The 14,493-nt window shown below is 66.9% G+C and carries 10 protein-coding genes and 2 tRNA genes; 6 read left to right on the top strand and 6 right to left on the bottom strand.

The features are described 5' to 3' along the window. Positions 1-21: 21 nt before the first annotated feature. On the bottom strand, positions 22-666 hold the full coding sequence (locus AB0313_RS05050; protein WP_366304258.1) for a hypothetical protein: 645 nt from the start codon (positions 664-666) through the stop codon (positions 22-24). A 223-nt stretch (positions 667-889) separates the two neighbouring features. On the opposite strand from AB0313_RS05050, the gene AB0313_RS05045 reads away from it, so the two are divergent. The 6 genes from AB0313_RS05045 (at position 890) to AB0313_RS05020 (ending at position 6,309) form a co-directional block, all read left to right on the top strand. Continuing rightward, the gene (locus AB0313_RS05045) at positions 890-1,543 is read left to right on the top strand and encodes an MOSC domain-containing protein (protein WP_307304471.1); all 654 of its coding nucleotides are present in this window, start codon (positions 890-892) and stop codon (positions 1,541-1,543) included. Between the two features lie 393 nt (positions 1,544-1,936). Continuing rightward, positions 1,937-3,937, top strand: coding sequence for a DEAD/DEAH box helicase (locus AB0313_RS05040; RefSeq protein WP_307304469.1), 2,001 nt, complete (start codon positions 1,937-1,939; stop codon positions 3,935-3,937). Positions 3,938-4,237: 300 nt separating this feature from the next. Then, positions 4,238-4,309, top strand: a tRNA-Thr gene (locus AB0313_RS05035). Positions 4,310-4,369: 60 nt separating this feature from the next. Then, a tRNA-Met gene (locus tag AB0313_RS05030) sits at positions 4,370-4,443 on the top strand. Between the two features lie 299 nt (positions 4,444-4,742). Continuing rightward, complete coding sequence (locus tag AB0313_RS05025; protein ID WP_366303996.1) at positions 4,743-5,696, top strand: hypothetical protein; 954 nt, start codon at positions 4,743-4,745, stop codon at positions 5,694-5,696. Positions 5,697-5,754: 58 nt separating this feature from the next. Beyond that, the gene (locus AB0313_RS05020) at positions 5,755-6,309 is read left to right on the top strand and encodes a dihydrofolate reductase family protein (protein ID WP_366303994.1); all 555 of its coding nucleotides are present in this window, start codon (positions 5,755-5,757) and stop codon (positions 6,307-6,309) included. Positions 6,310-6,327: 18 nt separating this feature from the next. Here AB0313_RS05020 and AB0313_RS05015 read toward each other — a convergent pair whose 3' ends face one another. Genes AB0313_RS05015 through AB0313_RS04995 form a run of 5 tightly spaced genes read right to left on the bottom strand, consistent with a single transcriptional unit; the run spans position 6,328 to position 14,468 of the window. Further along, a complete protein-coding gene (locus AB0313_RS05015; RefSeq protein WP_366303992.1) occupies positions 6,328-7,566 on the bottom strand; it encodes an MFS transporter in 1,239 nt (412 codons plus the stop codon). Positions 7,567-7,604: 38 nt separating this feature from the next. Beyond that, positions 7,605-8,387, bottom strand: a complete 783-nt coding sequence (narI, locus tag AB0313_RS05010) for a respiratory nitrate reductase subunit gamma (protein WP_366304256.1) — start codon at positions 8,385-8,387, stop codon at positions 7,605-7,607. A 17-nt stretch (positions 8,388-8,404) separates the two neighbouring features. Continuing rightward, positions 8,405-9,025: a nitrate reductase molybdenum cofactor assembly chaperone gene (gene narJ, locus AB0313_RS05005; protein WP_366304254.1), complete on the bottom strand. Its 621-nt coding sequence runs from the start codon at positions 9,023-9,025 to the stop codon at positions 8,405-8,407. Positions 9,026-9,051: 26 nt separating this feature from the next. Next, on the bottom strand, positions 9,052-10,758 hold the full coding sequence (narH, locus tag AB0313_RS05000) for a nitrate reductase subunit beta (RefSeq protein ID WP_366303990.1): 1,707 nt from the start codon (positions 10,756-10,758) through the stop codon (positions 9,052-9,054). Continuing rightward, positions 10,758-14,468, bottom strand: a complete 3,711-nt coding sequence (locus AB0313_RS04995; protein WP_366303988.1) for a nitrate reductase subunit alpha — start codon at positions 14,466-14,468, stop codon at positions 10,758-10,760. The genes narH and AB0313_RS04995 overlap by 1 nt, the downstream gene beginning before the upstream one ends. Positions 14,469-14,493: the final 25 nt, after the last annotated feature.

Below are 14,493 nucleotides of genomic sequence, written 5' to 3'. Positions count from 1 at the left end.
ATCCTTCATTTCTTCGCCTGGTCATTTCGTCCCCAGGAAGTAGCCCCGGGTGGCGGGGAGGAGCCGGCAGGCCGCGGCGAGCACCACGCCGCTCACAAAGGCACCGCCTACGCCGAAGGTCCGGGTGTCACCGTACGCCGGGTCCCACATCTGGATCGCCGAGATGAAGAATGCGGCGGTCAGCAGAAGTGCGCCGGCCAGCGGCAGGATGCCGCGGAACCACAGGTTGCGTACCGTCCTTGTGTAGTTGGGGGCTGAGGCCGGGTTCTGGCCGATGCACGGAACGCTGGCCCCGCGCGAGTAGAAGTACCAGGCATAAATGCCGCCACTGCGGCTGGCGGAACTGTCGCAGTTGGTTTCCGCCACGCGCTCGCCGGTTTCGTCATTGAAACAGACCTGTGCGTACTCAGGGTCGTCCTCGTTGCTGGCAATCACCGCCGTGATGGTGCCGGTCAGGAACGCTGTTACGCCGAGGCCAACCACCATGGTGCGCCGCTGGGACCGCTTCTTCCGGGCCGCTGCATCGTTGAGCTGTTTCTCCCGTTCACGGGCAAACGGGTCTACTGGGGTAACTGGTTCGTTGGGGAGCTCAGGACGCAGGTCCGGCTTGGGGACCTGCCAGGGCGGCGGCTTGGCGGTGTTGCCGGCGCCGGCCGGCCCGGGCAACGGCCCGTTCCCGGCATCCTCTTCCGGATCTTTCTGGTTCGAGTCCACGGCGTCCCCTTCATTTGTCCACGCGAACCGGGCCCAGCGCTGCACCCCAATGCAAGTCTCGAATCAGAGTAGTCCCTGCGGGTTCCGCCTGCGAGCACAAACCCCTCCCGGCAGTGGTGGAGAACTGCCCATCACCCGGCCCGGGCACCCTGCCGGAAAACCCTAGACTGATGCCATGCAAACAGGTTCCGTCCTTGCCGTCTGCCGCGTCCACCAGCTTGTCGGGGACCAGGGAAACGTGGGCGTCACGGCCATCGACAAGCGTCCGGCCGCTGGTCCGGTGAAGGTGCACAAGCTGGGCCTCCGCGGGGACATCCAGGCCAACCGGGCCCACCATGGCGGTTTGGACCAGGCCGTTTATGCCTATTCCCAGACGGACGCCGATTTCTGGGCGGCCGCCCTGGGACGGGAGCTGCCGCCGGGCATCTTCGGTGAGAACCTGCGGGTATCCGGTATCGAGGCCACCCATGCGGTAATTGGGGAGCGCTGGACACTGGGCTCCGGCGTCGAACTCGAAGTCACGTCCCCGCGAACCCCCTGCGCCACGTTCCAGCGGCGGATGAAGGAACCGCAGTGGGTGAAGCGGTTCACCGAGGAGGGGCGGGTGGGGGCGTACCTGCGGGTCATACGTACCGGCAGCATCCAGGCCGGAGACGCCATTGAACGCACTTTCGTTCCGCGCCACGGCATCACCATCGGAAAGTGGTTCAGCGAGCCGGACGCCGGCGTCATCGAAGCGCTCCGCCGTGCAGAGGCCGACGGCGAGATCAGGCTCCAGGATGAATACCACACCAAGTTTCAGGCACTGCTGCGGCGCCTGGGGGAGTAGCAGCGCCCTCGGGGCGGCCCGTGTGCGCAAGCTCACCGCCGCCGTGGCCCGTTCCGATTAACGCTGAGGCACCTCCGTGCCCTACACTGGAAACATCCCCCACTCCGGAAATCCCTTATTCCTGCCCAATTTTTGAGGCAGGACTGGCAAGTGTTGGGGCCCGCGCAAGCGATGCGGGCATTTTCATAGGGAGAGCCGGCTAAAGAAAACGCTGTACAGACTGCTGGGATAGCAGCCAAGAGATGCAGCGCGAAGTCCTGCCACGGGATTGCGAAAGCGCCGGACTTCTGTGACCGGCCGGTCAACGTTTGCCCGGCACCATCGGCACGTGTACTGCGGCTCCGCTCACCTTGGGTAGTGCCGCCTGGCCCCCTATGGATGAGGAATATCCCTATGCCCGAAAACCTGAACGAAACCACCGCCGTCATTGAGGAAGCCCCCGCTGCTGCCGTGACGGACGCCGCCGACGAAGTTGCCGCCGCTGACACTGCCGCTCCTGCTGCGGAGCAGAACGACGACGAAAACACCGTGAAGTTCGCCGATCTCGGCATTGACGGCCGCGTCCTGGCCGCCCTGCAGGATGTCGGATACGAAAAGCCGTCCCCCATCCAGGCAGCCACCATCCCGCTGCTGCTCGAAGGCCGCGACGTAGTGGGCCTGGCACAGACCGGTACCGGCAAGACTGCAGCATTCGCAGTGCCGGCACTGTCCCGCCTGGCCGAACTCCACGACCTCAACGGCCCGTCCCGCAAAACCCAGGCCCTGGTCCTGGCCCCCACCCGTGAGCTGGCCCTGCAGGTTGCCGAGGCCTTCACCTCCTACGCCAAGCACATCGATGACTTCACCGTGCTGCCCGTCTACGGCGGCTCCGCCTACGGTCCCCAGCTGGCCGGCCTGCGCCGCGGCGCCCAGGTGGTTGTTGGCACCCCCGGCCGCGTGATCGACCACATCGCCAAGGGATCCCTTGACCTGTCCGAACTCCAGTACCTGGTGCTGGACGAGGCCGACGAGATGCTGCGCATGGGCTTCGCCGAAGACGTGGAGCAGATCTTCCAGCAGACCCCCGAGGACCGCCAGGTTGCCCTGTTCTCGGCCACCATGCCCAGCCAGATCCGCCGGATGTCCAAGCAGTACCTGAACGATCCCGCCGAGATCTCGGTCAAGACCAAGACCTCCACGGGGACCAATATCCGCCAGCGCTACCTGCAGGTCATGGGCCCGCACAAGCTGGACGCGCTGACCCGCATCCTTGAGGTTGAGGAATTCGACGGCGTCATCGCCTTCGTGCGCACCAAGATGGCCACCGAGGACCTGGCTGACAAGCTGAAGTCCCGCGGTTTCCAGGCTGCCGCCATCAACGGCGACATCCCGCAGCAGCAGCGTGAGCGCACCGTTGACGCGCTGAAGGAAGGCCGCATCGACATCCTGGTGGCCACCGACGTCGCCGCCCGCGGCCTGGACGTGGAGCGCATCAGCCACGTGGTCAACTACGACATCCCGCACGACACCGAGTCCTACGTGCACCGGATCGGCCGCACCGGCCGCGCGGGCCGCAACGGTGACGCGATCCTGTTCATGACGCCGCGTGAGAAGTACCTGCTCCGCGCCATCGAAAAGGCCACCCGGCAGCCGGTGGAGCAGATGCACCTGCCCACCGCCGAGACCGTGAACACGCTGCGCCTGGGCAAGTTCGCCGAGCGCATCACCGAGACCCTCGAGTCCGAGGACGTTGCGATGTTCCGCGACCTGATCGCTTCCTACGAGGAAGAGCACAAGGTGCCGGCAGCAGAAATCGCTGCGGCCCTGGCCGTCATGGCACAGGGCGGGCAGCCGCTGCTGGTCAAGGAACTGCCTGCTGCTCCCGAGTTCCAGAAGCGCGAACGCTCCAAGGACGGCTTCGGCTCCCGCGGGCCGACCCGCGCCCTGACCGAGGGCAACGCCACCTACCGCATTGCGGTGGGCCGGCGCCAGCGGGTCATGCCCGGGTCGATCGTGGGCGCCATCGCCAACGAGGGTGGCATCTCCTCCGCCCAGATCGGCGGCATCGACATCCGCTCGGACCACTCCCTGGTGGAGCTGCCCGCGGACCTGAGCCAAGACCAACTGCGCGCCCTGTCCCGCACCCGGATCGGCGGCGAGCTGATCCACCTCGAACTGGACAACGGCCGCAGGCCTTCCGGTGACCGTGGCGCCTACCAGGGCAGCCGCGGCGGCAACTTCAAGGGCAACGGCGGGTTCAAGAAGGAATTCCGGAAGAACGACGGCGAGCGGTCCTCCGCCGACCGCGGCGGACGTTCGTACAGCGAGCGTTCCGAGCGTTCCTTCAGCGGCCACGGTGACGGCTCCCGCAAGCCCCGCAGCGGCGGCGACTTCAACCGCAAGAGCAAGTGGTAAACCTTCGCGCAGTTTGACCAACTGACGACGGCGATGGGCCGGCTTTCGAGCCGGCCCATCAGCATTTAACCCAGGAGTGAATGTGGGGCTGGACACATTCTCTGCCCGGCGCGGTGGTGGGGGGCCCAAGGAAGGCGCCTGCCGGCGTCGTCCGGTCCCCTCGTGGGGCCCTTAAAGCCCCGGAATTCCGCGGAAAATGCGGTCTTTACGCCAGGCGGAACCCAGCATATTGCGGGCCTCTCAACGCTTGGAGCGCCGATTTGTTGGTGCGTAAATCTTCCGGTAGAGTATTTACTCGTTGCCCCCCTAGCTCAGTGGTAGAGCGCGTTCTTGGTAAGAACGAGGTCACCGGATCGATTCCGGTGGGGGGCTCTGAATGAGGGCCTGCGTCAAGGCGGTTTGACCGGCTTGACGCAGGTTTTTCTCATTCGTGGCGGTGTAGCTCAGTTGGTTAGAGCGCACGACTCATAATCGTGAGGTCGGGAGATCGAGCCTCCCCACCGCTACAGGCTAAGCCCCCGGAATTCCCGAGATTCCGGGGGCTTTTCTGTTTAATTCCCGAACTGTCCTTCCCCTCACCCGGCCGACACGCGGCATGCCCCCCGATTGGCCAGTTGCGCTTGGTACAAAGTAACGTTTAGGTCACCGGTTGGCGCACACGCTTGGGGGAGCACTCCGAATGCTCTTGCGTGTGGTAAGTCCCAGGCCCATGGGCCTTGCGTTCCGCAGGCCGCGACCCAGCCCGGGCAGGGCATCTGACGTGCCGCTGCCCCGTCCGCACTCCCATGAAGAGGCTTAGTTTTCCATGCGCAGGAACCATCTGCTCGCCGCCGGTATGCTCTCGGCAGCCCTCGCCACCACCGCGTGTGGCGCCATCACTGCTGCTCCCGGTGTCCCCGCACAGTCATCCAGCCCGGCCCCGGCAGGTGTTGAGGCCAGCGCCGGCACCCGGGGCGACGTGTCATCCGACGTGGTGGGCGCCTCCCAGCGGGTTGCCGCGGAAAAGGCTGCGGCGGCATCCCGCGCCGAAGCAGCAGCGGCTGAAGCTCAGAAGGCCGAAGAGGCTGCTCCTGCCCCCAAGGCTCCCACCGCCGATCCTGCGGCTGCCGCTGCTGCCCCGCAGGCCGCCGCCGGTGCCCCGGGAGCGGGCACAGGAGCAGCGGTGGCTCCCGCCGCCGCTCCGGTCCTTCCCCCGGCCCCGCATCCTGCCGTGGCGCCCGCAGCTCCGGCCCCAGCCGCGGCATCGTCCCCGGAGCGGGTTGTCACCACCACGTACACCACCGCCTACACCTGGTACGACAACACCCCAGCCGGTTCAGCCACCATCAGCCACCCCGTGCTGCACACCACGGCCGGCGGCAAAGGCACGTATGAGGAGCCCATCACCATTGCGGTGGGCCACTCACTCGCAACAGGCCAGGACGTCCTGGACTTTCCCGCCGGCACCCGTATCTATCTCCCGGACGTCCGCCGTTACTTCATCGTCGAAGACACCTGCGGCGACGGGAACGATCCCCAGAACGGGCCGTGCCACCAGGGCGTCAACGCGAACGGAACCAACTCCACCATCTGGATCGACATGTGGATCGGTGGTCAGGGTGTCAGTGCCGGTGCCGCCGACGAATGCGCCGGGAGGGTGACAAACGTCAATACCGCCGTCTTCAACCCGGCCGCCAACTACGCCGTGGCACCGGGGACAGGCGTTATCCATGACGGCAAATGCGATGCAGGCTATGGCAACGCGCTCGTGAAGCAGTAGGGCTGGAGAAACCCACCAGTTCCTATCCAGACGGGATTCCCGGCGGAAGAATGGGCCCATGGCGCAGCTGATCTACTCCGCAATCATGTCCCTGGACGGTTACACGGCGGACAAGGACGGCAACTTTACCTGGTCGGCGCCGGACGAAGAGATCCATGCCTTCGTGAACGACCTGGAGCGGGGCGTGGGCACGTACCTGCTGGGGCGCCGGATGTATGAGGTGATGTCCGTTTGGGAAACCATGGAAACGCAGGATGAGCCCCCCGTGATCAAGGACTACGCCGCCCTCTGGCGTGGGGCGGACAAGGTGGTGTACTCCAGCTCGCTGGGGAGCGTGGCCACCGCCCGGACACGGCTGGAGCGGCAGTTCCTCCCGGACCGGGTGCGGGACCTGAAGGAGTCCGCAGACAAGGACATCAGCATCGGCGGCCCGACTCTTGCCGCGCACGCCCTGAAGGCCGGCCTGGTGGACGAGTGCCAGCTGTTTATCAACCCCGTCACAGTGGGCGGCGGCCTCCGCTTCCTGCCGGCGGGGCTGGAGGCACGGCTGGACCTGCTGGACGAGCGGCGGTTCGGCAACGGCGTGGTGTACCTTCGTTACCGCGCCCGCTGAGTCGCTGACCCCGCGGTATCACTGGGCCCGCTGGACCGCCGGCGCCCCGGCCCGGGGCTGTACTGCGAAGAGGGTGAACACCAGGGCCAGGAGGGCGGTGCCCACCAGCAGGAGCAGCCCGATGGAATAGCTGCGCGTCGCCGCGTCGTACGTGGCGCCCATGACCAGTGGGGGGAAGTAGCCGCCCAGGCCGCCGGCGGCGCTCACGATGCCGCTGATGCTGCCCATCTTTCCTGCCGGCGAGAGGACGCCCACCCACGCGAACACGCCGCCCGTTCCCAGTCCCAGCGCCGCAGCCATGGCAACGAAAGTGGCACCTGCCGGGACCTCGCCGTCGGGCCGCAGGTTGACCAGCCAGCCCAGGAGGGCCACGGCTCCCAGGGCAAGCAGCACCACGGGCTTGGGGCCGAGCCTGTCGGCCAGCACCCCGCCCACGGGACGGGCGAGGACGGCGGCAAGGGCGAACCCCGCCGTCCGGGCACCGGCACCGGCGGGGTCGAAGCTGTAGACGTCGCGCAGGTAGGTGGGCAGGTAGGTGGCAAAGGACACGAAGCCGCCGAAGACCACGGCGTACAGGAAGCACATCTTCCAGGTGACGGCCGTCCTGGCGGCGTCCAGGAGCTTGGGCAGCACCGGCGCGTGGTTGGGGGCCCAGTCCGGGGCTTCCTTCATGAGGAACCAGACCAGTGCGGCCATGAGGGCCAGGACGCCGGCGATGAGCAGGTGGGTGGGGAAGTAGCCGATCCCCGCGACAAGCCGCGGGTTGAGGAACGCCGCCAGCGCCGTCCCGCCCATTCCTGCCCCGAAGACGCCGGTGGCGAAGCCGCGCCGGGCGGGGACATACCAGGCGCTGACGAACGGAATCCCGACGGCGAAAACGGTTCCTGCCACGCCGAGCACCAGTCCTGCCCCGAGTACCAGGGCGAAGGAACTGAGGAGGCCCCCCACGGACACCAGCAGAATGGGCGGGATGGCGGCCAGCAGCACAAACGTGAACATGGCCCTGCCCCCGTACTTGTCCGTGAGTGTCCCCACCACTATCCGTCCCAGCGATCCGACGAACACCGGCATGGCCACCAGGACCCCCGTGGTGGCGGGCTTCAGTTCGAGGTTCTGCGTGTAGAAGGCCCCCAGGGTTGCCACCGAGTTCCACGCCCAGAAACCTGCCACGGACGCCGCCGTCGCCAGCGCCAGGTTCAGTGCCCTGCCGCTGTTCAGCGCCCTCCCGGTGCCTGGTGTCGGGATTGTTCCGGCCACTGCCTGCTCCTCACCACGTATCGAAAACGCCCCGCCGGTCAGCGGTTGCGGGTGTCCCTGTCGGGCGTGCCGACGGCGGACCAGCCCCTGCCTTTGGTCTCCCTGTCCCGCGACCGGTAGACGATGTACGGGCGGAACAGGTAGTGCAGGGGCGCGGTAAACGCATGCACAAGGCGGGTGAACGGCCAGATGACGAAGAGTGCCATCCCCACCAGCGTGTGCAGGTGGAACGTGAACGGCGCGTCGGCCATGGCGGCGATGTCCGGCTGGAAGATGAACAATGACCGGAACCAGGGCGCCACGGTTTCGCGGTAGTTGTGGCCGTGTTCACCTTCGAAGACGCTGGCCAGCGTGGTCCACAGGCCGAACACGATGGCCGCGGTCAGCACCACATACATGGTCTTGTCGTTCTTCGTCGTGGCCATGAAGACGGGGCCGGTGGTCCGGCGCCGGTAGATGAGCAGGGCGATTCCCCCAAGCGTTGCGACACCCGCGATGCCGCCCACCAGGAGGGCATTGAAGTGGTAGAACTCCTGGCTCATGCCCACCGCCTGCGTCCAGGCCATCGGAATCACCAGGCCGAAGAAGTGTCCGGCAATGACAGCCAGCAACCCGAAGTGGAACAGCGGGGAGGCGATCCGCAGGAGCCTGGACTCGTACAGCTGGGAGGACCGGGTGGTCCAGCCGAACTGGTCGTACCGGTGGCGCCACACCAGGCCGCCCACCAGCACCACCGCCATGACGTACGGCAGGACGCCCCACAGGACAATGTCCCAGGCGTTAAGGACGACGGCGGGTGCGGGCTCCGTCTCCAGCGCCATCCAGGGTGCGGGCATGGTCAGCCCTTCCTGACCGGCAGCAGCCGCGGGTCGTAGGGGTCCAGGCCCACGCTTTCGGTGGGTGGACCGAATCCGGCCATGCGCATCACTTCCTGCTCGTCCTGCGGCGACTTTCCGGGCAAGGTGGCGCACAAGGCCGACAGGACAGCGGCGTGCGGCAGGGTGTCCCGCAGCAGGCCGAGCCGCAGCATCTCCAGGCTGGCCCGGTACCGCTGCAGCAGTTCCCGCCCGGCCCCGCCGTCGACCCTGGCGGCGAATTCCAGCACCATGGGCAGGTAATCCGGAAGTTCCCCGTCCAGGTCCACCAGGACGCCGCTGCTCCGGTAGGCCGCCTTGAAGGAGCCCAGCACCTCGCCGCGGCGCCGGGTGTCCCCGTCCGTCCAGTAGCTCAGGTGCAGGGCGTGCCGCCTGCCGAGGTCGAACTCTCGGACGTACTGTGCCTGCAGTTCCAGGGGCGGGGTGGCTTCGAGGAGGTCCAGGACCGGGGAGAAGTCCGCCGGCGCTCCCGGAAACTCGGACAGCGCGGCCCTGATGAGGGGAACCCGCCCCACCAGTTCCTCGTCCGGGTAGGACAGGCACCAGGCTGCGGCCAGGTACACCACCCGTTCGCGGCGGTTCAGGGCTGGCCCGTTCAGGGATGGACGTTTCATGACTCGTCCTCGGCGGCCGCCAGGGTGTCCGGGGAAAGCCTGTCCGGGTAGGTCTTGTCCGGGAAGAGGCCGGGCGGAGCGCCGCGGCCGTCCCAGTTCAGCAGGTTCACCCGCCCTTTCAGGCTGGTTCCCGCCGCGATCGTATCGGTGCTCTGCCGGTCGCGCAGGGCGTTGAACGTGTCCACGGCCACCGGGACGGGCCGGCCACTCGCTTCGCCGAACGGTGCGGAGTCCTGCATGCCTGGTCCGCCGTCGAAATCCAATGAACAGCCCAGCTCCTCAAGGTCGTGTGCCTGTTCCAGATGGGCCGTGGGAATGACGTAGCGCTCGCCGTATTTGGCGATGGCCATCAGCCGGTACATGTCGTACATGCTTTGGCCGTCCATGCCCACGGATTCCGGGATGGCCTCGTCCGGGTCCTCGCCCATGCTGATGCCGCGCATGAAGGACCGCATGGCCGCGAGCTTCCGCAGCACGGCGGCGACCCGTTCGGCGTCCCCGGCGGTGAAGAGTTCGGCCAGGTACTCCACCGGGATCCGGAGGGCATCGATGGCACCGAACAGGTTGCCGGCGTCCTCGCCGTCGTGGCCCTGGTCGCGCAGGAGGTCCACCACGGGTGACAGGGGCGGCACGTACCAGACCATGGGCATGGTGCGGTATTCCGGATGCAGCGGCAGGGCCACCCTGTAGACCTTGGCGAGCGCATAGACGGGGGACCGGCGGGCCGCATCGAGCCAGTCCTCCGGGATGCCCTGGGCCCGGGCTTCGGCCTGGACGCGGGGATCGTGCGGGTCCAGCAGCACGTCCATCTGCGCATCGTAAAGGTCCTGCGGGTCGGCGACGGACGCTGCCGCGGTGACGGCGTCGGCGTCGTACAAGAACAACCCAAGGTACCGCAGCCGCCCCACGCAGGTCTCCGAGCAGACGGTGGGCAGGCCAACCTCCACCCGGGGGTAGCAGAAGGTGCACTTCTCGGCCTTGCCGGTCTTGTGGTTGAAGTAGATCTTCTTGTACGGGCAGCCTGTGACGCACTGCCGCCAGCCGCGGCATCTGTCCTGGTCCACCAGTACGATCCCGTCCTCCACCCGCTTGTAGATCGCGCCGGACGGGCAGGACGCCATGCAGGACGGGTTCAGGCAGTGCTCGCAGATCCGGGGCAGGTAGAACATGAACGTCTGCTCGTAGGCAAACTTGATCTTGTCCTCGGACTCCCGCCGCACCTTCTCCACGATCGGATCCAGGTGCCCGTGGTCCTGCGAGCCGCCCAGGTCGTCGTCCCAATTGGCGGACCACGTGATCTTGGTGTCCTTCCCGGTGATCAGCGACTTGGGCCGCGCCACCGGGAAATCGTCGCCCAGCGGCGCGTCCACCAGGGTCTTGTAGTCGTAGGTCCAGGGTTCGTAGTAGTCCTTGAGCTCGGGCTGGACGGGGCTGGCGAAGATGCCGAACAGTTTTTTGACCCGGCCACCGGCTTTGAGGACCAGCCTGCCGCGCCGGTTCAGCGTCCAGCCGCCGTACCAGCGCTCCTGGTCCTCGTACCGGCGCGGGTAGCCCTGCCCGGGCCGGGTCTCCACGTTGTTGAACCACACGTACTCGGTGCCTGCCCGGTTGGTCCAGGCCTGTTTGCAGGTCACGGAGCAGGTATGGCAGCCGATGCACTTGTCCAGGTTCATCACCATGCCCATCTGGGCCATCACGCGCATCAGTACTGCACCTCCTGCGAGCGCCGGCGCACAGTGGCTACCATGTCGCGCTGGTTTCCGGTAGGACCGAGATAGTTGAAGGCGTAGGCAAGCTGGGCGTAGCCGCCTATCAGGTGCGAGGGTTTCACCAGCAGCCGGGTGACCGAGTTGTGGATGCCGCCCCGCCGCCCGGTGGCCTCGGATTTGGGCACGTCGATGGTGCGCTCCTGGGCGTGGTGGACGTACACCACACCGGCAGGCATGCGGTGGCTGACAATCGCGCGGGCCACCAGGACGCCGTTGACGTTGGTGCATTCAACCCAGTCGTTGTCCCGGACCTTGATGGCATCGGCGTCCGCCGGGCTCATCCAGACGGTCGGCCCGCCGCGGGACAAGGACAGCATCAGCAGGTTGTCCTGGTATTCGGAATGGATGGACCACTTGGAGTGCGGCGTCAGGTACCGGACCGTCACCTCCATGGCGCCATCGGACCCCAGCCGCGGCTCGCCGAACAGCCGGTGCATGTCCAGCGGGGGCCGGTAGATGGGCAGGGATTCGCCGATGTCGGTGATCCAGTCGTGGTCGAGGAAGAAATGCATCCTGCCGGTCAGGGTGTGGAAGGGCTTGAGCCGTTCGATGTTGATGGTGAACGGGGAGTACCGCCGTCCGCCGGTCTCGGATCCGGACCATTCCGGCGAGGTGATCACAGGGACCGGACCCGCCTGGGTCTGGGCGAAGGTGATGAACTTTTCCTCCGAGCCTTCGGCCAGGTCAGCCAGCCTTTGGCCCGTGCGTATTTCCAGGTCCTTGAAGCCCTGGACGGACAATGCCCCGTTCGTGGTGCCGGAGAAGGCCAGGATCGCTTCGGCCATCTTCGCGTCCGTGTCCATGGCAGGCCGTCCGTCCGCCGCGCCGCCCAGCATCACGCCATTGGAGTGGCTGAGCCTGGCCACCGGCTGGGCCACGTTGTAGGTTACGTTCTTGACGGTGAAACCCAGCTTGTCAGCCAGGGGTCCCACAGCCGCCAGTTTGTCCGCGATGGCCGTGTAGTCGCGTTCCACCACGGCAAAGACGGGCATGTTCTGACCGGGTACCGCCCCGATGCCGGCGTCCCGCCAGTCGCGGACCCGCCCGCCGGGCTGGGCCAGCTGACCCGGGGTGTCGTGCATCAAAGGCACGCTGACCAGGTCCTTCCGGACGCCGAGGTGTGTCCGGGCCTGGCGGGAGAATTCCCGTGCCAGAAGGTGGAAAGTGTCAAAGTCCGTCTTGGTTTCCCACGGCGGGTCGATGGCGGGGCTGAAGGCGTGCACGAACGGATGCATGTCCGTGGAGGAGAGGTCGTTCTTCTCGTACCAGGTGGCGGCAGGGAACACGACGTCGGACAGCAGCGTGGTGGACGTCATCCGGAAGTCCGCGGACACCAGGAGGTCCAGCTTTCCCTCGGGCGCCTTGTCGTGCCAGGCAACGTCCCGGGGTTTGAGTTCCCCGGCGCTGTCCGCTCCCAGGACGTTGTTGTGGGTCCCCAGCAGGTTGCGGAGAAAGTACTCGTTCCCCTTGGCGGAGGAGCCGAACAGGTTGGACCGCCACAGCACCAGGGTCCGCGGCCAGTTGGCAGGAGCGTCCACGTCCTCAATGGCGGGGTTCAGCGAGCGGTTCTTCAAGGCTTCGGCAATGTAGGACGGCGCATCGGCCGCGGTGCCGGCAGCGACCGCGGCGTCCGCCTCGTCAGCCACATCGAGGGGATTGCGGTCGAACTGGGGATAGAACGGCATCCAGCCCAGCCGCGCGGACTGGGCGATGGCGTCCGCGGTGTGCATTCCGTCCAGCTTGCCGGTGGACAGCGGGGACTTGAGGGCGTCCGCCGAATACCCGTCCTGCCGCCACTGGTCCGTGTGCATGTACCAGTAGCTGGTGCCGGTCATGGTCCTTGGCGGCCGCGACCAGTCCAGGGCGTTGGCCAGGGACACCCAGCCCGTCACGGGCCGCGTCTTTTCCTGGCCCACATAATGCGCCCACCCGCCGCCGTTGCGGCCCATGCAGCCGGTGAGCATCACCAGCGCGAGTACCGCCCTGTAGGTGGTATCGCCGTGGAACCACTGGCAGATGCCGGCGCCCATGATGATCATGGAGCGGCCCCTGGACTGCTCGGCGTTGCGGGCAAACTCGCGCGCCACGCGGATGCAGGCCTGTGCCGGAACGCTGGTGATTTCCTCCTGCCAGGCGGGCGTGTACGGGGTGGCAGCGTCTTCGTAGCCGGCCGCCCACTCGCCGGGCAGGCCTTCCCGGCCCACCCCGTACTGGGCCAGCATCAGGTCGAACACGCTGGTCACCAAATGGCCACCTATCTCCATGACGGGGACACCGCGGCGCAGGATGCTGCCTTCGCCGCCTGCGTCCTCGAAGCAGGGGAGCAGGATTTCGGCGCTGTCCCCGGACACCTCCCGGAGGGACAACGCAGGTTCGATCCCCTCAAGGTCCAGGTTCCACTTGCCTTCTCCGCTGCCCGAGTACCGGAAGCCCATGGACCCGTTGGGCACCGCCGGCCGCCCGGCTGCCTTGTCGTACACGACGGTGCGGAACGCTGCGTCCTCGGCCGCGGCCTCGCCAGGGAGGTCAAGGGCGGTGAGGAATTTCGACGGCGTGAGGGCGCCGTCGCCGTTCTTCTCCAGCCTGACCAGGAAGGGAAGGTCGGTGTACCGCTTCACGTAGTCGGTGAAGAACGGCACCTGCCGGTCCACGAAGAATTCCTTGAGCATCACGTGCCCCATGGCCATGGCCAGCGCGGCGTCCGTTCCCGCCTGGGCGGGCAGCCACTCGTCCGCGAACTTGGTGTTGTCCGCATAGTCCGGGCTCACCGTGACCACCTTGGTGCCGCGGTACCGGACTTCGGTCATCCAGTGGGCGTCCGGCGTCCGTGTCACCGGAACGTTGGATCCCCACATCATGAGGTAGCGGGCATCCCACCAGTCCCCGGATTCCGGGACGTCGGTCTGGTCGCCGAACACCTGCGGGCTGGCCACGGGAAGGTCCGCGTACCAGTCGTAGAACGAGGTCATCACGCCGCCAATGAGCTGGATGAACCGGGTTCCCACCGCGTGCGAGACCATGGACATCGCCGGGATGGGGGAGAAGCCCGCACAGCGGTCCGGCCCGTAGGTCTTGATGGTATTGACGTGGGCTGCGGCAGCGATCTCCACGGCCTCCTGCCAGGACACCCGCACCAGGCCGCCCTTGCCGCGGGCCTGCTGGTAGCGGCGCCGCCGTTCGGGGTCAGCGGCAATCTCGGCAAAGGCCAGCACGGGATCCTTGAGCCGGGCCTTGGCCTCCCGGTACATCTCCACCAGCACGCCCCGGGCATAGGGGAACCGGACCCTGGTGGGGGAGTAGGTGTACCAGGAAAACGCCGCCCCACGCGGGCAGCCCCTGGGTTCGTACTCCGGGCTGTCGGCACCCACGGAGGGGTAGTCCGTCTGCTGGGATTCCCAGGTGATGATGCCGTCCTTGACGTACACCTTCCAGGAACACGAACCGGTGCAGTTCACCCCATGGGTGGAACGGACCACCTTGTCGTGGCTCCAACGGTCCCGGTAGAAGATGTCACCTTTGCGGCCACCCTCGCGGAACACCGCCCTGCCGTCCTCTGTCTGTTCCCACCTGGTAAAGAAACGTCCCAGTTTCAACAGTGCGTCTGATGCGGGTCCATCCAACCCCGCCTGGGGTCCGGCAGCCATTCACCCAAGCTAGACGTGTGCGGGA

Source organism: Pseudarthrobacter sp. NPDC080039, from assembly GCF_040702335.1.
Taxonomy (GTDB): domain Bacteria; phylum Actinomycetota; class Actinomycetes; order Actinomycetales; family Micrococcaceae; genus Arthrobacter; species Arthrobacter enclensis_A.
This window is presented reverse-complemented; position numbering and strand designations above follow the sequence as displayed.